The 21,427-nt window shown below is 52.4% G+C and carries 13 protein-coding genes; all 13 read right to left on the bottom strand.

Features of this window, described 5'->3' with window-relative positions; translation table 11 throughout:
• Positions 1-192: 192 nt before the first annotated feature.
• Positions 193-1,566 carry a sugar porter family MFS transporter gene (locus ACS5NO_RS01790; RefSeq protein WP_439413566.1) on the bottom strand — a complete coding sequence of 458 codons (1,374 nt, stop codon included), beginning with the start codon at positions 1,564-1,566 and terminating at the stop codon, positions 193-195.
• Between the two features lie 64 nt (positions 1,567-1,630).
• Positions 1,631-2,461 (bottom strand): phytanoyl-CoA dioxygenase family protein, encoded by an 831-nt coding sequence (locus ACS5NO_RS01785; RefSeq protein ID WP_439413565.1) that lies wholly within the window; start codon positions 2,459-2,461, stop codon positions 1,631-1,633.
• A gap of 11 nt (positions 2,462-2,472) precedes the next feature.
• On the bottom strand, positions 2,473-3,240 hold the full coding sequence (locus ACS5NO_RS01780) for an SDR family NAD(P)-dependent oxidoreductase (protein WP_439413564.1): 768 nt from the start codon (positions 3,238-3,240) through the stop codon (positions 2,473-2,475).
• A gap of 303 nt (positions 3,241-3,543) precedes the next feature.
• Entirely contained in the window at positions 3,544-4,722 is a 1,179-nt protein-coding gene (gene dgoD / locus ACS5NO_RS01775) for a galactonate dehydratase (RefSeq protein WP_439413563.1), read from the bottom strand.
• 18 nt (positions 4,723-4,740) lie between these two features.
• On the bottom strand, positions 4,741-6,093 hold the full coding sequence (locus ACS5NO_RS01770) for an aspartate aminotransferase family protein (RefSeq protein WP_439413562.1): 1,353 nt from the start codon (positions 6,091-6,093) through the stop codon (positions 4,741-4,743).
• 149 nt (positions 6,094-6,242) lie between these two features.
• Entirely contained in the window at positions 6,243-7,469 is a 1,227-nt protein-coding gene (locus ACS5NO_RS01765) for a Gfo/Idh/MocA family protein (protein ID WP_439413561.1), read from the bottom strand.
• Between the two features lie 117 nt (positions 7,470-7,586).
• Complete coding sequence (locus tag ACS5NO_RS01760; protein ID WP_439413560.1) at positions 7,587-8,885, bottom strand: Gfo/Idh/MocA family protein; 1,299 nt, start codon at positions 8,883-8,885, stop codon at positions 7,587-7,589.
• Between the two features lie 27 nt (positions 8,886-8,912).
• Positions 8,913-10,691 (bottom strand): RagB/SusD family nutrient uptake outer membrane protein, encoded by a 1,779-nt coding sequence (locus tag ACS5NO_RS01755; RefSeq protein WP_439413559.1) that lies wholly within the window; start codon positions 10,689-10,691, stop codon positions 8,913-8,915.
• Between the two features lie 27 nt (positions 10,692-10,718).
• Positions 10,719-13,895, bottom strand: a complete 3,177-nt coding sequence (locus tag ACS5NO_RS01750; protein WP_439413558.1) for a SusC/RagA family TonB-linked outer membrane protein — start codon at positions 13,893-13,895, stop codon at positions 10,719-10,721.
• 545 nt (positions 13,896-14,440) lie between these two features.
• Entirely contained in the window at positions 14,441-15,079 is a 639-nt protein-coding gene (locus ACS5NO_RS01745) for a GntR family transcriptional regulator (RefSeq protein WP_138994373.1), read from the bottom strand.
• A 148-nt stretch (positions 15,080-15,227) separates the two neighbouring features.
• The gene (locus ACS5NO_RS01740; protein WP_439413557.1) at positions 15,228-16,268 is read right to left on the bottom strand and encodes an alpha/beta hydrolase; all 1,041 of its coding nucleotides are present in this window, start codon (positions 16,266-16,268) and stop codon (positions 15,228-15,230) included.
• Positions 16,269-16,422: 154 nt separating this feature from the next.
• Positions 16,423-17,940: a RagB/SusD family nutrient uptake outer membrane protein gene (locus tag ACS5NO_RS01735; RefSeq protein ID WP_439413556.1), complete on the bottom strand. Its 1,518-nt coding sequence runs from the start codon at positions 17,938-17,940 to the stop codon at positions 16,423-16,425.
• 17 nt (positions 17,941-17,957) lie between these two features.
• Positions 17,958-21,386, bottom strand: coding sequence for a SusC/RagA family TonB-linked outer membrane protein (locus tag ACS5NO_RS01730; RefSeq protein WP_439413555.1), 3,429 nt, complete (start codon positions 21,384-21,386; stop codon positions 17,958-17,960).
• Between the last annotated feature and the right edge of the window lie 41 nt (positions 21,387-21,427).

The following is a 21,427-nucleotide window of genomic DNA, read 5'->3' as shown; positions in this document are numbered from 1 at the left end:
TAGTTAATGGTTTTATAATTACCAGCCCACGGTTTCAACCGTGGGGCCAGAAATATGATTTGCGAATTACCGACAACCGTTTTAACGGTTTTAAAATCCTGAAACCGTTAAAACGGTTGCCACATTTGGTTTTCTTTTCGCGTAATCCCAGAGTTAAAACCGTGGGTAATCCTTTGATTATTCGTACTATAATCAGGTTTTACGGATTAATAACCGTTCGATATCTTCCAACGATTTCCCTTTCGTTTCGGGAACCGTCAGGAGTATGAATACGAAATATATCAGGAGCAAAAACGCGTAAATTCCAAAGGTAAGCGGCATTCCAAACTGCGATTTCATGACCGGAAACGAACCGATTACGACAAAGTTGGCCATCCACAGCGACAGAGTTGCCAGCGACATCGCGCTGCCCCGGATGCGGTTGGGAAAGATTTCGGAAAGAATCACCCACGTAACCGGACCGATGGTGGCAGCATAACCGGCAATGAACAGCAGAATAAAAAGTAACGCCCAAAAGCCGGGAAGCTGGAAATAAAAGGCGAAAGCCAGGGCCAGGATATCGGCGGCCAAAAAAGCGGATCCAATCAGCAGCAGTTTTTTACGACCCACTTTGTCGATGGTCGCAATCGCGACAAAGGTGAATACACACAGAATAATGCCCAACAAAACCGATTGCAGAAAAGCCGAATCTTCGGCGATCCCGACTTGCTTAAACACTTCGGGTGCGTAGGCAACGAGCGGCCCACCAATCTGGGAAAAGAACGCAACAACGATTCCAATCAGGACAATAACAAAAACGTCTTTTCGGAATAAAAAGCGGAGATCTTCCTTCCTGATCGCAGAAAAACTTGTGCGGATGTTTTTACCTTCGGCTTCAGCATACGCACTGCCGCCAATCTGGGTCAGCACCGTCCGGGCTTCGTTTTCCCGGTTTTTACTAATCAACCAGCGCGGGCTTTCGGACACGAAAAACAACCCGAGAAAAAACAATAAGGCAGGTACGGACTGCGATGAAAACATCCAGCGCCAGTTATCATCACCCGTATAAAGCAGCAGGTAATTGGCGAGATAAGCCAGCAAAACGCCGAGCGTAACAGCCAGTTGATAGAACGAAACCAGCCGCCCGCGCCAGGGAGCCGGGGCCATTTCGGCAATGTAGATCGGGCAGACCAGAGCGGCACAGCCGATGGCGATCCCGCTTGCGATTCGGAAAGCGACAAAAACCGGAAAGGTCGTGGCCCAGCCGGTGCCGACGCCGGTGATGGCAAACAGGAACGCACTGACTAACAGCATCCTTTTCCGCCCTACCAGATCGCTCAATCGCCCGGAAACCAACGCTCCGATGGCGGCCCCAACGCTGATGCATCCCACCGCCCAGCCGGTTTGCAGGTCGTTCAGTTGAAAATGCTGACTGAAAAAATGAATTGTCCCCGAAATGATGGCCGTATCGAACCCGAACAGAATTCCACCCAAAGCCGCTATCGCATTAATCCGGTAGATATAGGCTTTATTATACGCAAAATCGCCGGAAGAAAACGCGTCGGTTGCCGTGAGTACCAAAGCCATCTGTCGTGTCTAGTTTATGGTTTATCGTCTGTGGTTTTCGCGGTTTTTCTCCAAACCAGACTAATTAATTTTTCGCCTTGGCACTTTCTACGCTCAGAAATTGCGTCGTATTTTCGAGAATACCGGACGCGTCATCGTGGAGAAGCAAAGCATCGTCCGGCACCGTTTGCAAAGGCGTAATGCTGGAAGGTGTTTCGGTGATATAAGGCGGATTGGTCTGCCGGTTGTAGGCCGAAATGAGCGACCAGCGGGCGGTATCGGACAGATTGGCTTCTGACCGGTGGAGAATATTGCTGTGAAAAAAGAGCAGATCGCCCGGTTTTAATTTGACGTAAACTAACTCCATGGTTTGCAAAGCGAACTCGACGTATTGCATGGAAGCCCCGACCTGTTCGCCGGAAAAACCGTGTTCGACCCGGCCCATTTTATGCGACTTTTTAATGACCTGCAAGCAGCCATTTTCTTTCGTCGCTTCCGTAACCGCCACCATCACCGAAATCATCTGATCCGGAAATAAGTAGCCGTTCTTGTACCAGTAGCCGTAATCCTGGTGCCATTCCCAGGCACCACCGACTTTCGGTTCTTTCTGCATCAGTTTGGAATGAAAATGACAAACCGGTGCCTTTCCGTCGAGCAGTTTATGCACCGAATCGATCATGCGTTCGCTGCGGGTCAGCAAGCCGTAGACATCATTTCCGGGCGTAAACCACAAGGCCAGTTTCGTTTTTTTACCGGCTTTATCGTCCAGATCAAAACTGTTTTTTCGGATCGCTTCATCTTCTATGGCAACCCGATAGAGTTTCGCCACTTCGTCGGCGTTTATAAAACCGGGAATGATCAAATAGCCATTTTCATGATACGATTCAACCTGCTTATTGGTTAGACTAAAGGCCATAGTGGTAGGGTTTAAGTCAATAAGGAAAGTCCGCCATCCATCAGCAATGTACTGCCCGTCATGTGCTCATTATCCGGGTGGCAAAGCTGAACAATCTGTCTGGCAACTGCTTCGGCACTGATCAGTTTTTTGATCGGAACCTGATTTCGGGCCACCTCGCTCGACGCCGGGTCTTCTTCCCAAAACCGCGCACTCAAACCGGCATTGACGTAACCGGGCGCGATTTCGTTTACCAGAATCTGGTGCGGAGCCAGTTCCAGCGCCAGACACTGGCAGAGCATCCGGAGACCGGCTTTGGAAACACAGTAGGCCGGAATGTGCGGATGCACCGCGTGGGCGGCCCAACTCCCGACGAACACCACCCGCCCCGGAAGCTGGTGGGCCAGCAACCGGGCGGTGGCACTTTGGGTTAGGTAAAAAGCTCCGTTCAGATTGATATTCAGTTCGTTGGCCCACTGCTCCGGCGTAATCTCGTGAATACCGGCTGGTGTAACCGTGGCAGCATTGGCAATGATGATATCCGCCACCCCGAGCGTATGTTCGACCGCCAGCACCCAGTCCTGCACGGCGCTGGCGTCCGTCACATCGACCTGCGTGTAGTGGCTGGCTACGTCAAATTGCTTCAGTTCGGCCAGAAATGCTTCCGCCTTTGTCGGTGGAGCGATGTCGCCGATGGCAATGGCGGCCCCGTTCCGGGCAAACTCCAGCGCAGTAGCCCGACCAATGTCGCCCAGTCCGCCACTGACCAGGACGGTTCGGTTTGTAAATAAGTTGTCCACGCTACCTACGGTTTAAATCTTTCACGTAACGTCATGCTTTCATTCGGGTAACCCTGTCTGTGTTTGTTTACCCCGGAGGGGTAGCCTGTTAATAGCTGAATGGAGTTAAGCCACCAAATTTAAGCCCCGGCAGGGGCGCTCTAAAGGGATTCTTATATGTATTTAGGACGCCCCTGCCGGGGCTTAGATAGCGCCTTGTAAACGATTTTCTATTAACAGGCTACCCCTCCGGGGTAAAACAAAAGCATATAGGGTTCTCCTATCCTACAAGATTGCCTTTGGAAATTTCAGGGCGGTCAATTTTTACCAATCACCCACACTGCCGTCTTTGTAAAAAGTCCGCTGCAACACTTCCTGCTGGAACGGATGTTTTTTTACTTCGTCTTCGTCGATTTCGATACCCAGCCCCGGACGCTGATTCGGAAAGACAATCCGGCCTTTTTCCTGAACGGTGAACCCTTCGCTGACCACATCGACCCGCCAGGGAACGTCGTTGTGGACACTTTCGCAAATGATGTAGGATGGTGTGGAAAAGCCGAATTCGATGGAGGCTGCGGTGCTGACCGGCCCTTGTGGATTGTGCGGGGCGATGGAAACCCGGTAGGCTTCGGCCAAGGCCGCAATCCGGCGCACTTCGCTCAGTCCTCCGCAGTGCGTAATATCGGGCTGAATAACGCTAACGGCCCGTTTTTCGAGCATTTCGCGGAACGCATGAACGCCAATAAGCCGTTCACCGCTGGCAATCGGCGTTTTGACGGCGCGTTGAATGAGCGCAATATCGTCCATCGTTTCCGGCCAGCATGGTTCTTCGAAAAAGTATAACCCGTAGGTTTCCAAGGCTTTGGCAAACTGCATGCCCATGCGCGGAGAAGGACGGGCGTGGCAATCGACCATGATGTCGATTTCGCTGCCGACGGCTTCGCGCATGGCTCTGACGCAGGCTTCGGCGTAATGAATGGGCTGCAAACCTTCCAGCGACATGGTTTCAGGAACGGCCATCGACTTGAACGCCGTAAAACCGTCGGCCACGGCCTGTTGCGCCAGCTCGCCAAACCGGTTGGCGTCGTCGGGTTTGGTCTGGTAGAAATCTTCCATTTTTCCGCCCCCCAGGTGGCAATACAGCCGGATGTAGTCCCGAACGCGACCACCCCAGAGTTCATGACACGGAACCCCGTGGATTTTGCCTAGAATATCCCAGAGCGCAATGTCGATGCCGCTAATCGCCGTGCCGCGCACAATGCCGTTTCCGTGCCAGAAATGCTGGCGATACATCATCTGCCAGAGGTGTTCGATGCGCCGGGGATCTTCGCCGATCAGCAGTTGCGACAGGTCTTCAATCGCTCCCACCACCGAACGCGTATGCCACTCGAGCGTCGCTTCGCCCCAGCCCCACAAACCGGGTTGATCGGTAATCACTTTCACAAAAATCCAATTCCGCATTCGGGCATGGCAAACCTGTGTTTCAATGGCCGTAATCTTCATTTTATTCGGTACTTTTAATCAGGCGATTTGGGTGGACAGCGTTTTTTTGAACAGGTGGTTGACCACATCTTCGGTTCTTTCCAGGGTTTCCTCAATATCCTGAACCGTGTGGGCAAACGAGATGCTGCCCTGTTTGATTGGCAGGGGGAAATTAAAAACACCTTTTTCGATCAGTTTCACGCGGTAGGTTTTATCCAGCACGAAATCGTGGTGTTCGGCAATATCGTGAAAATCGACGGGCGCGTGATCCATGAAATACAGACAGTATGCCGAACCCTGCCGCGCCAAGTGGAAAGGCCGCCCGGTCGATGAAAAGATGGTTTTCAGCCCATCTTCCAGCATCTGACCAAGTGCGTTGACGTGTTCGTAGACGTTATGCACCGGCGAAAGCAGTTTTTTAAGAGTGGCAATGGCGGCAACGGTGGTCAGCGGGAAAGCGTTATACGTTCCCGCAATCAACACGCGTTTGGCTTTGTCGGGATGAACAAAATAGTCCAGGTATTCTTTTTTTCCACCGATCACGCCCAGCGGATAGCCATTGGCGACGGCTTTTCCGAACGTACTTAAATCAGGTTGTATGCCACAAATGCTCTGGTAACCGCCAATGGCGTGGCGAAAACCGGTTTTTACTTCGTCAAAAATGAGCAGAAAACCGGCCTCGTTGGCCAGTTGCCGCAGTCCTTCCAGATAACCGGGTTGCGGTTTTACAATGCCCACATTCTGCAAAATGGGTTCAATAATCAGACAGGCGACCGGATGTCGCTTCAACACGTACCGGACGGAGTCGAGGTCGTTGTAGTTAATGATGTGAACGAGCGATTTATGAACCTCCGGAATTCCGGCCGAAAGCGCATCGAACGGATACTCACCGGGACTGACGCGCGGCCCCACATCGGCGAGGCTGCTGATGACGTTGCAGGCCACGTCGTTGTGCCAGCCGTTGTAGCCGCCCTGGATCACGATGACGTGATCGCGGCCCGTCACGGCGCGGGCGATGCGCATGGCGTGGTAGGTAGCTTCGGAGCCGGTTGACGTAATCTGGAGACTTTCGACGGAAGGCACGCTGTTGCAGAACAACTCCGCAAACTGCCCTTCCAGATCGGTCGGTCCCGCACCCATCAAAACCGTCTGTTCGCCCAGCGCCTGCCGAACGGCTTCATTAATATCCGGATCGTTGTGGCCGAGGAACGTAGCCGCAAAACCAGCCTGATAATCAATGTATTCATTTCCTTCAATATCCCACACCCGGCTACCTGATCCTTTTGTGAAGCAGATATTGGGATCCGATTTCCGGTTGAGCGATACGACCCCACCGGGTATCCATTGCTCATTGGTTTTGAGAATTTCCTGCGATTTCGGCCACTTGTTCATTGTTAATTCAGGTTGATACAGTTGATGTTTTTATATTTACGGTTTTCGGTATTCGGTTTACAGTTTACGGTTGGCTGACGCACGAATATAGACGTGTCACTAAGCAGGCGTCAGCCACCGAAAACCGTATACTGAAAACCGTAAACCTCTTAATCGAAACTCGGGATTTTCAAATATTCGCCGTCTTTCAATGCCGATTGGTGGGCGACGATTCCGGGCGCGGTATAGGCCAGGGCTTCGTGAATGTTGACCAACGGCTGACGGTTGTTGACGATGGCGTCGATGAACTCGTGGGTGATGAACGTGTGCGAACCGCCGTGGCCGCTGTCGTGCCGCATGGGGGCCGGTAGCATGTCGGTTTCCCACCACTTTGGCTGTTTAAACGTCTCGGTGGTGTTTTTAGCCACCTGAAACCCGCCGTGATCCAGCCCTTCCTTGGCATCCGACCGCACGATAATCGATTCACCGGGTTCAGCCTGAGGCATGAAAAAGCTCATTTTTTCGCCCCGCCATTCGCCCCGCTCCACATTCCGCAACGCTCCGCGCCAGTTGACTTCCACCCGAAACGGCGTATTCTTATTGGTCTTGAAAAAGGCGGTTTCGTTCCAGAACGGGTTTTTGTACGGATTTCCTTTCAGAACCGGGCTGTTGTCGCCCCAGCCCATGCCGCTGACGTGCGTCAGGCGTTCGCCCGTGACCGAAATCAAAAACGAGGTACAGTGCGTCGGATACAACATGGGCGGCAAACCGTGGCGCCAGGTCGGTTTTCCGTTTTCAAAATAAAGCACCTCCAGACCGGGGTGATTGTATTCGGCAGCCGCGCTAAACAAGGTTCCAAACTCCCCGGCTTTGTACATTTTCCGAACCGAAATCGTGCTCTGCATGAAGGCGCTGGTTTCAGCCATCATGTAGGTCAGCCCGGATTTCTTGACGGCATCCCGCAGTTTGGCGCAATCTTCCAGGTTCAAAGCCGCCGGAACGGCGCAGAGAACGTGTTTCCCGGCTTTCAGCGATGCCAGCACGTGACTGGCGTGATCGGGTGCGGGTGTGGCCAGAAAAACCGCTTCGACTTTAGGGTCTTGCAGCAGCTTGTCGAGCGATTCGTAGCTTTTCGTACACTTGTACGTCTTCATCAGGGCGTCCCGGCGGTCGGAACGCAGGTCGCTGACGGCTTCGACGGTGCAATTCGGATGTTCGTGGAAATAAAAACCGAGGCCAAACCGACCGCCGACAATGCCAATCCGCACTTTCCGATCAGCCGCCAAATTCCCTGCAAACGCAAACCGGGAAGACACCGACAGCGCGGCTGCCGATACACCGGCCATACTCAGAAAGTCGCGACGATTGAGGGAAGGCTTTGTTACTTTGCTATTCATACTATAAGGTTATTTAGCCCCTAAATCCCCTAAAGAGGACTTTCAAATCCGGATGTTTCGACGTCCAAGTCCCCTTTAGGGGATTTAGGGGCGTTAAGGGTTAGGATTAGTCAAACTTTACACATTCCACAGTTTATACTGCGGAATCTTCAGCGTCTCGCCGTTTTTCAGGGCCGACTGGTGGGCGACGATGCCCGAAACCGTCAGGTTCAGCGCCATGACGATGTTGACAAGCGGATGTCGATCCTGCAAAATGGCCGTCAGAAATTCGTCCGTCAGCCGTCCGTGCGAGCCACCGTGACCGCCCGATTCGACCCCGGGGGGCAGGGCGGGCCGAATCAGATCGGGCAGGTTTTTCTCCAGCCCTTCGTATTTGCCGTAGAACGATCCTTTCTGTCCGCGAACACGGCCCCGTTCACCGTGGTCGCCCGGCGTGTCCCAACTCACCGCCATCCGTGACGAACCGCCTTCACTGGTGCGGAACATCGCAATTTCGGAGCCAAACGGGTTGTTGTACCGGTTGCTGCCGGGTTGCATTTGCTTGGAAATACTCGGTATACCCAGACAGGAAACTTCGGTGAAACTGCCGTTGGTGACGCCCACATAATACGCGTTGGAGTGGGTCGGATAGTATTGCGGAGGCAAACCGACGCGCCATTCTTTGTAGGATGGCAGCGGATCGTCCATGTAGTGATAATATTCGCCTTCCGAATAAACGAGTTTGCCCAAACCGCCCGCGTTGTAAATCTGGCGCATGGCGTACAGATCCTCGTGAAAACAGGACGTTTCGAACATCATGTATTTTTTGCCGCTGGCTTTCACCGCTTCATACAGCCGGTCGGCATCTTCCAGTGATCCAAAAACCGCCGGAACCGCCGTGGCCACGTGTTTGCCGTGTTGCAGCGCCAGGATCGCGTGTTTAGCGTGGCTCGGCGCGTCGGTAGCGATAAAAACCGCTTCAATCGTATCGTCTTTCACCATTTCTTCGAGCGACGGATACGTTTTCGTGCACTTGCAGGCTTTGGCCAACTGGGCGCAACGGTCGGGAAACAGATCGCTCACCGCCACAATCTCGACGTTGGGATGGTTCTGGAAACCAAACTCCGCCCCGAATTTACAAAGACCGTAGCCGACAATGCCGACCCGGATTTTGCGATCCGAAACCGGCACCCACTTTTTGGCCGCGCTGGCGGTTTCCTGCGTCCGTTCAAAGCCCTGAATGGCCGGTTTTCCGGCAGCGGCCTGTGCGGGTTGCTTTCCGGTCGAACAGCCCGGCAAAACGCCCAGGGCGGTAACACCCAGCCCAAGCGATTGCAGAAACGAACGGCGGTTGAAAGGACTGGTTTCCTTTGGGTTCAGTGGCGTCCCGTCCGATTCTCCGGACGAAGCCTGCGGGTTGCTGTTGGAGTTAGTCATAGCGGAAATAGTCAGAATAAATCAGATTCAATACCCCGGATTTTGTTTGAGTGTCGGCTTCCCTTCCGTGGTGCTCAAATCAATCTGAGCCTGCGGAATGGGATAAAGTTCGTTCTTTCCTTTCGTGAAAAAAGCGCCTTTCATGTAATCCTGATTAAAGTACTTGGGAACGGCCGCTTCGTACTTCAGGTAGTTGTTCAAAAGCGTCGCCATATACCCGGTGCCGTTGTCGTAGCGTTGCAGATCGAAAAACCGGTGGTGTTCGAGCGCCAGTTCGAGTTTCCGTTCAAACCGGACGGCTTCCCGGGCAAACTCCTTGCCTTTCTGAACAAACTGGCCGGTATAGAGTCCCACCTTGTAGTTCGCTGCCGGTTCGTTGGTGAACCCTTTCAACGGGGCCGCATTGTCGATGTATTTCTTCACAAAACCCGCCGGATTGGCCGCCCGCGCCCGAATCTGGTTGACGTAGGCTTCCGCCTGTGCCAGACTCCCGATCTCCACTTCGACCTCAGCCGCCCAGAGCAATACATCCGCAAAACGAATCAGGCTGTAAGGATTGTTGGTGTTCGCATTTTCGCGATCGGTGGCAATGCGGGCCTGCCAGGCAATGTTTTTGATGACGCTATACGGCCCACCGGTATTCTGCTGCCGAATCCAGGCCATGCCCGGATGAATGCCCCAATCCAGATACGGTATGCCCCGGCGACCCACCACCCAGTCCAGCCGGGCGTCGAGCGTACCGGCATAAGGTGTAAACGCTGCCGACGATTGCAACCCCTGATCGTTGGTAACCAGGTTTTTATTGTACGAATCGATCAGCGGCAACCCGTTGGCATCAGTTTGGTAGGCATTCACCAGGTCGAACGAGGGCTGCAACCAGCCATAGCAACACGATGGCGGACCACCAAACGGGCCGTTATACATATCGGCGGCATTCCCGTTGGAACCATTGGCTCCGTCATAAACCGACATCTGAACGGTAAAAACCGCTTCGGGTCCGTGCTTTTTGTCGGTTCTGAAATTGTCGAAATACTGTTCCGCCAGCGCATATTTTTTCCCGTTGGACGTTACGCCACTGGCGATGATTTCAGCCAGCAACGGTTTGGCTTCGGTGAATTTTTGCTGGAACATATACACCTTTGCCAGAAAAGCTTTGGCGGCCCATTTGTTGGCCCGACCGACGTCGGATTTAGTCGGCGTCAGGTTGTCAGCCGCGTATTTGAAATCCGCTTCAATTTTGGGCCAGATGGGGTCGGTATTCGAAACGTTGTAATTCCCGGCATCATAGCCAATCGACTCATCCACGAACGGTACATTGCGCCACAGTTTGGCCGCTTCAAAATGATAAACGCCCCGCAGAAAGATGGCTTCGGCCTTGGTTTGGGCCGCTTCGTCGGCCGTTAATTCGGTAACCTTGGGTAGTAAACGCAGGACATCGTTGGTTCGCTGAACGGCGGCATACAGAAACTGCCAGCGTTCGTTGGTCGACGAACTGGTCGGATCGTGGGTATAAGCTTCGTAGGAAGCCAGCAAACCGTTCGGCTCCGTTCCCACGTGCGCATCGTCGGACGCCATACTCGACAAAACCGTCGGGCTGCTCCAGAAACTTCCGCCCGTGGCGCCTACGCCATCGAGTAGTGAGTAGGCCCCGATCAGAACCCCTTTAATGCCGGACTTATTCGCCAGGGTACTTTCGCTGATCGAACCGATGGGTTGTTTTTCCAGATACTCTTCCGTACAGGCTGACAACGACAAAAGCGATACCAGACAGCCTGTTAAAACCGGTTTTAGATAACTTCTTTTCATGATTTCTATTTTTTAACAGGAGGTGTTTTAAAAGGATAGATTAACGCCGAAAAGAAAATTCCGCTGGTTGTTCGGATAATTCCCAAAGTCGACCCCAAAAGCCGAGCTGCTACCGCCTAACTCCGGATCCAGTCCGGTGTATTTGGTAATCGTAAACAGGTTAGCCGCCTGCGCATAGACCCTCAGTTTACCAATGCCCGCTTTTTGTAAAAGCGTTGGTTTTAGCGTATAACCGAGAATTAAGGACCGCATTCGCAGGTAAGAACCGTCCTCCACAAAGTAAGAATTCAAGGCACCGGATGTGCTTAACGATGTACCGGTTTCAATGACCGGGACGGTTGTATTCGTATTTGTCGGTGTCCACGCATTCAGCAAAACATTACTTTTATTTCCAACATAACCCGCATAAAAATGGGTATAAGACCGAATGGTATTGACGATTTCATTCCCCTGCGATCCGTAAAAAATAGTGGACAGATCAAATCCTTTGTAATTTAATCCGAGGTTAATTCCGTACGTAAAATCCGGATTCGGACTACCCAAAAAAGTGCGATCAGCGGGCGTAATCACGCCATCGCCGTTGACATCGCGGTATTTAAAACGGCCCGGAGCGGCACCACTTTGCGCGGGCGATTCGGACACTTCGCTCGCCGAATTGAACAGGCCGAGAACGTCATAGCCAAAGAATGAACTAACGGCCTGCCCTTCCTGATTCCGGACCAGATTGCCCATGCCCTGCAAACTCGACACCTCGAAATAGCCCGGATTCGGAATATCGACCACGAGATTTTTATACGAGGTAATGTTGGCTCCAACCGAAAACTGTAGTGCGTTGGCAATCGTCCCGCGGTAGGTCAAGGACGCGTCGACCCCCTTGTTTTGGATATCGCCAATATTGACCACGGGTGCTGTTGCACCGCCAACCGTGGCTGGCAGCGGCTGCGTGAACAACAATCCATTGATGGATTTCTTGTAATATTCAACCGAAACGTCCAGTTTGTTGTTGAACAGACTGGCGTCAAAGCCCAGGTTAGAGACGATGTTTTCCTCCCAGCCCGCATTCGGATTACCAATCCGGGTTTGGATAAATCCTTGTTGAACGGTATTGCTGGTTCCGGCGATGTCGTAATACGCCGTGCCATAACCACCCCCGTACAAGCTGAAGGCATTTTCGGGTGCCACGTTGTTCTGAGAACCCAGAATACCGTAACTTCCCCTGATTTTCAGGTCACTCAGCCAGCTTATGTCTTTCATGAAGGCTTCGTTGGAAACCCGCCAGCCCAGCGAAACCGACGGAAAGACACCATACCGTTTTTCGCTACCGAAGCGGGAAGAACCGTCCCGGCGAATGGTGGCACCAATCAAATACTTGTCGTTGTAGGCGTAATCAACCCGGCCGAAAATTGAAAACAGGCTGTTGATGTAGGCATTGCTGAAATTGGTAACGCCCGTGGTTCCATTCCCCAGAACCAGGTAGTCATAATTCGTGGAGAAAAACCGCTGCGAACTCCCGCCAACACCCCGACCGGAGCTTTTAATGGCTTCCGAACCGATCAACGCCTGAATTGAATGTTTACCAAGCTGGGTCTCGTATTTGAGCGTGTTGGTCCACGTTAGTGTGCTGTTAAAACTGGCATTCTCCGAATAACTGTTCGGACTGCTGTTTCCCTGTTTATTCTCGTATTGTGTAAAATTAAAACTCTGGCCGTAGTTGTTATCGATCGTCGCACCAAAGCTCGTACGTGCCGTAAAATTTTTCAGAAAATCCACTTCGGCATACGCATTACCGACGATATTCCAGGAATTGGACCGGTTGTTAATGTTCCGCTTTTGCATCGCTACCGGATTCTGGTTACTTCCCAGTCCCGGCCCGGCAAATGTACCTCCGTAATTCCCTTTAATGTCGTAAACCGGGATGATGGGCATCATTTTATAAACCGCCGAGAGCGTACCAAATTCGGACTGATTTCCAAAACCGGGGCTGTCCCGGTAAAATACGTTGGCATTCTGCCCGATCCTGATATTTTTTCCCACTTTAAAAGCCGTATTGACCCGCGCCGAATAGCGTTTCATATACGTTTCGATCAGGGTTCCCTGCTGGTTGATATAGCCCAGCGAAAGCAAATAATTGGACTTATCGGTTCCTCCGCTGGCGGTCAGGTTATGACTCGTCATGGGTGCGGGTTTAAAAAGCTCCTGAAACCAGTTGGTACCGGTTTTATTGACTTGCTGAATCAGATAATTATTGGCGGTATTGATCGGATCGTAACTATATCTGGCTGGATCAACTGCCGGATCCCCGGCTTTGGCAACCCCAGCAACGCCCGGTCCTGCATACAAATAATCCGGCATTCCGTTAGCAAAAAGAATGTTATTGGGTGTGGCAATTTTCACCACTTTCATAAAATCTTCGGAGTTCAACAGGTCAAATGGATTGCCGGGCAAGGGCATCTGCATGCCGTAATAGGCATCGTACGTAATGGTGGGCTTGCCGGATTTGCCCTTTTTCGTGGTCACGATCAACACCCCGTTGGAACCCCGAACGCCATAAATAGCGGCCGCACCGGCGTCCTTCAACACCTGAATCGACTCGACATCGTCGGCGCTGATGTTGTTCAGATCGGCCTGAATACCATCGACCAGTACCAGCGGCTGCGTATTGCCGAAGGACGTAACACCCCGAACGAAGATGTTACTGCTCGCCCCCGGAACCCCCGACGTGATCACATTGACCCCGGCAGCCTGTCCCTGCAGCGCCTGAACCGCCGAACCGGCCGGAAATGATTTCACGGCTTTCATGTCGACCACCGCCACCGAACCCGTGATGTCTTTCTTCCGCTGGCTCGAATATCCAGTAACGACCACCTCGTTAAGCAACTGCAAATCAGACGTTAAACTAACATTAATAGTAGTTTGCGAATTCACCGTAACCTCTTTGGTCACGTAGCCGATAAACGAAAAAATCAGGACGTCGCTCGGCTTGGCGCTGATGGTAAACTGCCCGTTGGCACCCGTGGCCGTTCCCCGGCTGGTTCCTTTGATCACGACGTTAACACCGGGCAAGGTCGCCTGACCATTATTGTCCACGACTGTTCCCTGGATTTCCCGGGCGTCCTGAGCGGACAACTGCCCGTGTGTACCGAGGAAAAGGGCAAACAGCAGGACAAAGCACGGCCCTATCTGGTAAAACTTTCTTCTTTTCATACACCAATACGTTTTGAGGTTGATTAAGAGGTCTTGACTCACTACTTAGCAATCGTACGCGGGGAAACTCACGAGCTCAGGCCCTTTTTCAGGAACTGAATAATGGATACAGACTTACTTCGAAAAGAGAATCGTAAACAAATCCCGAATCAGACGATTCCGGCTTGGTGTAAAGTCGATGGCTTTAACGGGCTCTTATGCTCTGGTAGTTCACCTTCATCCAATCAGGGCAGAACATAAAAGAAACGTGCATTCGGTTTATTAGAACTCATTCAGGAAACGAGCCGAGGTATTAAACACCTTAATTATGCTTACAAATATATAGTCAATTTGTTAACAAAAAAATATTCTATTCTTTTTTTTCAGTTTATACGAATTGTGCAGAACTGCCGGATCGATACGCCGGATTTTCGAAGCGAAGCGTTCAGTGGCAGGCGTGTGGAATATGGACTATAGAAGGGGCAGAATCGCTAAAGGGAGCGGTTATTGACAAAACGAAGCAGTCGGAGGAGAGAGGGGGTAATCAGGAGATAAAAAAATAGACCTCAATCGAGGTCCAGGGTAGCGACTTCACCACGGATGAGGTGCCGGGTGAGCGTTTCTTCAGCGAGTTTGAGGTCTTTTTCTTTGAGGGCTTTCAGGATCTGCCGGTGTTCCATGTCCGTGAGTTCATAGTCGTCCATGTGGGTCTGGGCCTGGCCTAACTTCTGATGAAAAAGGGGAATATTGCCGGATTGGTACAGATTCCGGAGTTTTTCGTTGTCGGCACTGTCGATTAACGTTTCGTGGAATTTCACATCGGCTTCGCAGGCCCCGCCGAAATAACCACGCTGAATCATAGACGTAAAGTCCTCACAAATTCGCTCCAGCTCGTCGATGTGTTGCTGATCTATTTTCTGGATGGCCAACCGGATTGCGCCCAGTTCCAGAATTTCCCGCAACTCCCGAATTTGCTGAATGTCGGCAGCGATGAGGGACTTTACAAAAAAACCGCCTTTTTCGCCCAGAACCACCAACTGCTCGCCCAGAAGCCGGGTGAGTGCTTCCCGAATGGCCATGCGATTTACTTCCAGTTTGCTGGCCCAGACATCTTCTTTGAGCCGCATTCCGGATACCAGTTGGTTAGACAGGATTTTTCTTCTTAGTTCAGTATACGCTTTATTGGCTAGTGAATCCTCTTTCATCCGATTAGTAATGTAAACGAGATCAGTACTCTCAAGTAAACAAAAATCCATTTACTGTAAAGTTAATTAATAATTTGAGTGCCGCAAAAAAGATAAAAGAAAGGCCTGAAAGAGCAAATGAAGAGACGTCAGAGCCCTATCCAGGAACTCAATGCTGACTTAACCATTTAAAATAGTCTTTTTCGACGGCAGCGCCGTTGTAAACTTTATCAATCACCTTGCCACCGGAATCGTAGGTCAATTTGTGGAACGTATGGTCGTGGTTCGGATAAACCCGGAGCGTCAGGTTGGTCTTACCCCGCCGGGCAAACGCCAGCGGCAACACATCGTTGGAAGTTGCCCCCACGTCGGCGGTGCCATAGAGAATGCAGATCGGGATGGTCAAAGTCAGTAAAAAATCCGGATTGTGTCCGTGGGAAAACGAGTACATCGTCCGGTTCGGATCGCCTTCCACTGCGCTGGTGTTCAGGGAATCCCGGCACAGGGCCGCCCATTCGTTTTGCAGGGCTTCGACCCGGTGCTGCGCTTCTTCCTGCGTGTATTCTCCCGTATACCCTTTCATTCGTTCGGCGCGCAAAATGGATTGAAACCGCCCCTCCAGATTGCCCGAAAAGCCAATCAGATGTGTTACCTGTGGGTTGGTATAAGCGGTTTTGATGGCCACATGATAGCCTTCCGAACCACCGGCAATAACGACCCGTTTCGGATCGGCCCAAGGCTGACTCAAGACAAACCGCAGCACAGCGTTCGTCTGATCGACGTAATAATCAAGGTAATTGCGTGACTGATAGGCCTTCGGATACATCCCGGTTTTGGGAGCCGACCGGCTGCTGAACAAGGTATCCAAATACGAATCATTAACAACCAGTGGAATACCGGGTTTGGCAACCATGATGCTGTAATACTCCGCTTCGTGGTCGTAGCAGGTCTTGGGCAGTTCTGTCAAAGCCGGTCGGTTCGTTTTCGGATTGATCGTAAACAGGGGAATGGGTAACGACCCCTGCCGAAACAGAAAAATGGGCTTGCGCTGGGTCAGTTCTCCCTTCTTAGCGACTACGGCAAACGTGATGGAATCGCCTTGAAAAGGAATGGTGAAAACCGTGTAGTCGCCCAGAGCGCGTTGCGAAGGTTGGGAAAATACGGGATCAGTCAGGGTGCTCACGAACAGAATAGCGAGGAGAAATTTCACTGTCAAGATAGTTATCAGTATGCCGGTAAAGGTAAATGAACCGGCTGGCCTTCTCCAAGTTAAGGTTTGTTAAATAAGGGGTTGGGTGACCGCCAGTAAAAAGCCCCGCCGGATTATACCAACGGGGCCAGGGTGAGGAAGTAGTCAGGAAAAATCAAAAACCGGCGTTTTGCACCAGATTGCGGTTGTTGTCGATCTCGCGCTTCGGAATCGGCAGCAGCAGTTGATTGGCGGTGAAGGTTTTGCCGTACACCGTCGTATGGCCCACAAAATTGTCCCAGGCTTTGGTTACATCGTTGCGCACTTTCCGCGTCCGGATCATATCGAACCAGATTTTGCTCTCGAACGCCAGTTCGTAATACCGCTCCGCCCAAACCGCCTGCTCGAACGCATCCACGCCCGTTGCCGTTACCGGAGCCAGTTTCGCCCGCGCCCGAACATCGTTGAGTGCCTTCCGCGCCTGGGCGTTGGGGCTGCCTTCGGCCCGGTTGGCAGCCTCGGCATACATCAGCATGACATCGGCCAGCCGGTAAATGGTGTAGTTGATGTTGGCCTTGGCATCGCTATCGACGGCCTGTTTGTCAAAGTACTTGTATACATAATAACCGCCCAGTTCGAGTTTGTCGCGACGCGGGTCGCCCAGCGGATAATCCGACGGATGACCTTTGTAGAACGTGTAATAGAACTGCTTTTCTTCCGTCCGTTTGTCACCCTTTTCGTAGCTTTCGACAAACTCCTTCCGCGGAATCAGCCCGCCGTATTCATCGGCATAGGCCGCAATGCCCCGAAACGCCGGCAGAGTTACGGGCGTCATGCCGTTGTGGCGGATGTCTTTCTCGTGCTGCACCTGCAAAATGAACTCCTTCTGGTTGCGGTTGGCCGGGATAATCATGTCTGTATACTCCGTAAACAAGGTATAGGTGCCATTGTCGAGGATTTCTTTGGACCGTTTGGCCGACTCGGCATACGCCTGCGTACCCGCTCTGACCGGGAAACCGGCATACGTCAGATAGACGTCGGCCAGAATGGCTTTGACGGCTCCCATCGATATTTTGCCTTCCGTGTCGCGCCAGGGCAAGGTCGATTTTTCGGCTTCCAGCAGGTCCGGAATGATGATTTCGTCGTAAATCTCCTTGACCGGCGAACGGTTCGTCTGCACCTGACTCAATTCCGTAATTTGTGAGGTTATTTTAGGAATATCGCCAAACATGCGCACCAGCTGAAAATAATACAACGCCCGCATGGTTTTGGCTTCCGCAATCATGTTGGTTTTGGTGGCCGCAGGCAGGGTCGTAAATTCGCCGATCTTCTGAATGGCCAGGTTGGCGCGGGCAATACCGGCATACAAACCCGACCACCAGTTGTCGATGTAAAACGCCCGGGCGTCGTATTCCAGGTTGTAGAATTTGAACGCTTCGGTCTGGGAATTGCCGTCGGCTTTGCCCGTCATAAACTCCAGCAGGGAAGCGTTGTTGCCGCCCCAGCCTCCGCCCCCGTTGTTCCAGGTACCGATCGTGGAATAGGCGCCATTGACAAAAGCCCGGGCAATTTCGGGGCTGGAAACCGACGACGAGGTGGTCAGTGCCCCCGTGGGTTCTTCTTTCAGAAAGTCCTCGCAGGACGTCAGGGTCAAACCGAGTGCCGCCAGGGTATACATGAGTTGCTTTTTCATGATTTCAGGTTCGGGGATTAAAACTGGACATTCAAACCGACGCTAAACGTACGGGGTCGGGGATACTGGAAAAACTCAATATTCTGAATCAATGGCCCGCCAAATGCCGTCAGGGCTTCCGGATCGTAGCCCGAATAGTCGGAGACCAGGAAGAAGTTCTGTGCGCTGGCATACACCCGCAAACGCTGGAAATTGACCTTGCCGATTTTGGTGGGCAGCGAATACCCCAGCACCAGATTCTGCCCCCGAATGAACGAGCCGTCTTCCATCCACCAGTCGTCCATAGCCGTATCGTACCCGGCGTTGTAGTGACGGATTTCGGCAATCATGCTGTTCTGGTTTTCCGGCGTCCAGGCCCCCAGAACCGTCCGTGAACTGCTGGCGATGGCTTGCCGGTCTTCCACCGAGTGCTTCGTGGCATTCACGGTGTTGACGCCCATCACAAACCGGATGTCGAACGACAGGTCAAACTTGCCGAACTGGAACGTATTGCCCACGTTCAGGTTCCACTTGGGATAAGCCCGGCCGATGATGGTTTCGTCCGAACCGTCGATTTTCCCGTCGTTGTTCAGATCCGCCCACTTGATATCGCCCGGCAGGCGGTTGTATTTGGCCGCCAGATCGGCCTCCGAAGTGCTGAAGGTTCCCAGCCGTTTACGCCCCCAGAACGACCCGATCGGTTGCCCGACCCGCAGGATGTTGGTTTGACCGAGGAACCACGGTCCCGGAAAAATGTCGTCGTTGTTGGCCCCCAGTTTCAGGATTTTGTTTTTGTTGGTCGAAAACGCGAGGTTCGTCGTCCAGGAAAAGTTGCTCGTGGCCACATTCCGGGTGTTGATCCCGATTTCCAGCCCTTTGTTTTCCACCGAACCGATGTTTTGGGTAATCACACTCAAGCCCGTCGACCACGGAATCGGGGCATCCAGCAGCAGGTCTTTCGTAATTTTGTGGTAGTAATCCACCGTCAGATCGACGCGGTTGTTGAACAACCCGATGTCGGCACCGATGTCCAACTGGTTCGTATATTCCCAGCGCAGATCCGGGTTTCCGAACGAACTGCGCCAGATGCCGGTTTGCCGCACACCACCCAGCAACACATCGCCCGTGCCGAGAAACTGCTGTGAGCGGTATTGCCCGATTTCCTGGTTACCGGTTTTTCCGTAGCTGGCGCGTAGTTTCAGGTTCGACAGCCACGAAACCGGCTTCAGAAACTCCTCCTGACTCACGTTCCAGGCAATGGCCGCCGAGGGGAAAAACGCATATTTGTTGTTGGCCCCAAACTTCGACGCTCCGTCGTAACGCCCGGTAACCGTAAACAGATAACGGTCTTTGAAGTTGTAGTTCAATCGCGCAAAGTAGGAATTCAACGACCATTCCTGATCTTCGGAAGACGGTTTTACCAAACTGGTTCCAACGCCAAGGTTGTGGTACCCCCAGAAATCATCGATGAAATTCTGGGCTGCGGCAAAATACCGTTCCCAGGAGCGTTTCTGCCACGACAACCCGGCCAGGGCCGAAATGGTGTGGTCATTTCCGATGGTCTTGTTGTAGTTCAGGTAGTTTTCAAACTGCCAGTAGTATTCCTGATTGCTCCAGATATCGGCGGTTCCTTTCTGATCGGCCGACAACGCGTTCAGGTCACGGCCCGAATAGAAGTTGTTTTTCTCAAACTTCAGTTCATACCCGAAGTTGGTGCGCAGCGTCAGGTCCGGCGTAAAGGTCAGCAACGAATAAATTTGCCCCAGCATCTGGTTTTTGGGGTTAATGCGCATGCGCTGATTCGCAATCCGGACCGGATTTTCGCCCCCTTCCATCCCCGGCCAGTCTTTGTTGCGCCCCCAGCTTCCGTCGGGATACTGGATCGGCAGAATGGGTACGGCTTCCATCACCATCCGCGGAACGTTCAAACCACCCGACGCATCATCTACTTCGCGCTGATTGGTCCGGTTCAGGAACATGCTCCCGCCCAGTTTCAACCATTTCTTCACGTCGGTGTCCAGCGTAAACTTGGCCGAATACCGTTTAAACCAGGAGTTCAGCATCAAACCGCCCTGATCGGTGTAGCCCAGCGCCAGGCTATACGACGTTTTTTCACTTCCGCCCCGAACACCCAATTCGTGGTTTTGCGCCCAGGTCGGTTTGTAGATTTCCCGCTCCCAATCCGTGTTATACAAAGGTCTGCCGTTGCTATCGAACAGATTTGGGAAGTTTTTTGGATCATTTCGCACGTATTTCCCGCTGGCAAACCCTTCGGGATCATACTTCTGGGCGTTATCATACGCTTTGTTATAGACGGACATGAATTCGTCCGACGACAGGACGCCGATGTATTTGGCGGGTGTGATGTACGAACCCCAGGTATCATACGAAACCTGCGTCGCTCCGGATTTACCCCGTTTGGTCGTAATAATAATGACCCCATTGGCACCCCGCGCGCCGTAAATGGCCGTTGCCGACGCATCTTTCAAGACCTCCAGCGACTCAATGTCGTTGGGATTGATCAGGTTGGCATTGGTTACGCCGATAATCCCGTCGACCACATACAGCGGTTCCAGACTCGAATTGATCGAACCGACCCCCCGAATCCGAACGCGTGGTTGATACCCGGGGGCCGACGACATCACGGCCACATCGACGCCCGGAATACGGCCCTGCAAGGCTTGGCCGATGTTTGTGGCCTGGCGGTCGAGCAGTTTTTCACCCTTGATGGCCCCTACGGAACCGGTTAGGTCACTTTTCTTGACCGTTCCGTACCCGATCACCACCACTTCTTCCAGACTCCGGTCGTCCGACACCAGACTCACTTCCATCGTGCTTTGGTTGCCAACTGGCACTTCTTTTTTGCTGTACCCGATGGAACTGAAAACCAATGTGGCATTTCCGTCCGTCACATCGAGCTGAAAAGCCCCGTTGGCGTCGGTGTTGGTTCCGCGGGTCGTGCCTTTTTCAACGACATTGACCCCCGGCAAGGGAGTTCCGCTGGCTTCTTTCACCACCCCGCGTACCGAAAAAACCACCGATTGCGGTTGACTGACCTCCGTCGTTTCTTCATTCGAGGTTGCTGCGGGTTCGGCTGCAGGGGTTTCTTTTTTAGACAATACAATCTGGTTATCAACTAGTTCGTAAGCAATTCCGAGGGGCATGAGCAATTTATCCAGCACCTCGGCCAGCCGGTCGTTGTGGGTTTGAAAGCTCACCCGCTGCTCCTGGATGATGCGGCTGCTGTACACAAACTTGATGTTGGCTTTCCGCTCAATTTGCATCAGGACCTCGCGCAAAGGGGCATTTTCGACTTTCAGGGCTACTTTCCGGCTGAGTTCGTCCTGGCCGGACCGATCACCGGCGAAGGTGGCCGATGACACGAAAACCACCAAAAGCAGGTGGAAGAACATCAACCGAAACGGCCATGCCCTGCCGCCTGGCGGGACGTAAAAAGGATTCTTCATAGTTTTACTAGTGAAACAGGTTTGGAATTAGGTTATCAGAA

Source organism: Larkinella fluvii (assembly GCF_051857545.1).
Classification (GTDB): Bacteria; Bacteroidota; Bacteroidia; order Cytophagales; family Spirosomataceae; genus Larkinella.
Note: the sequence above shows the minus strand (reverse complement) of the source record. Positions and strands in the feature narration are given on the sequence as shown.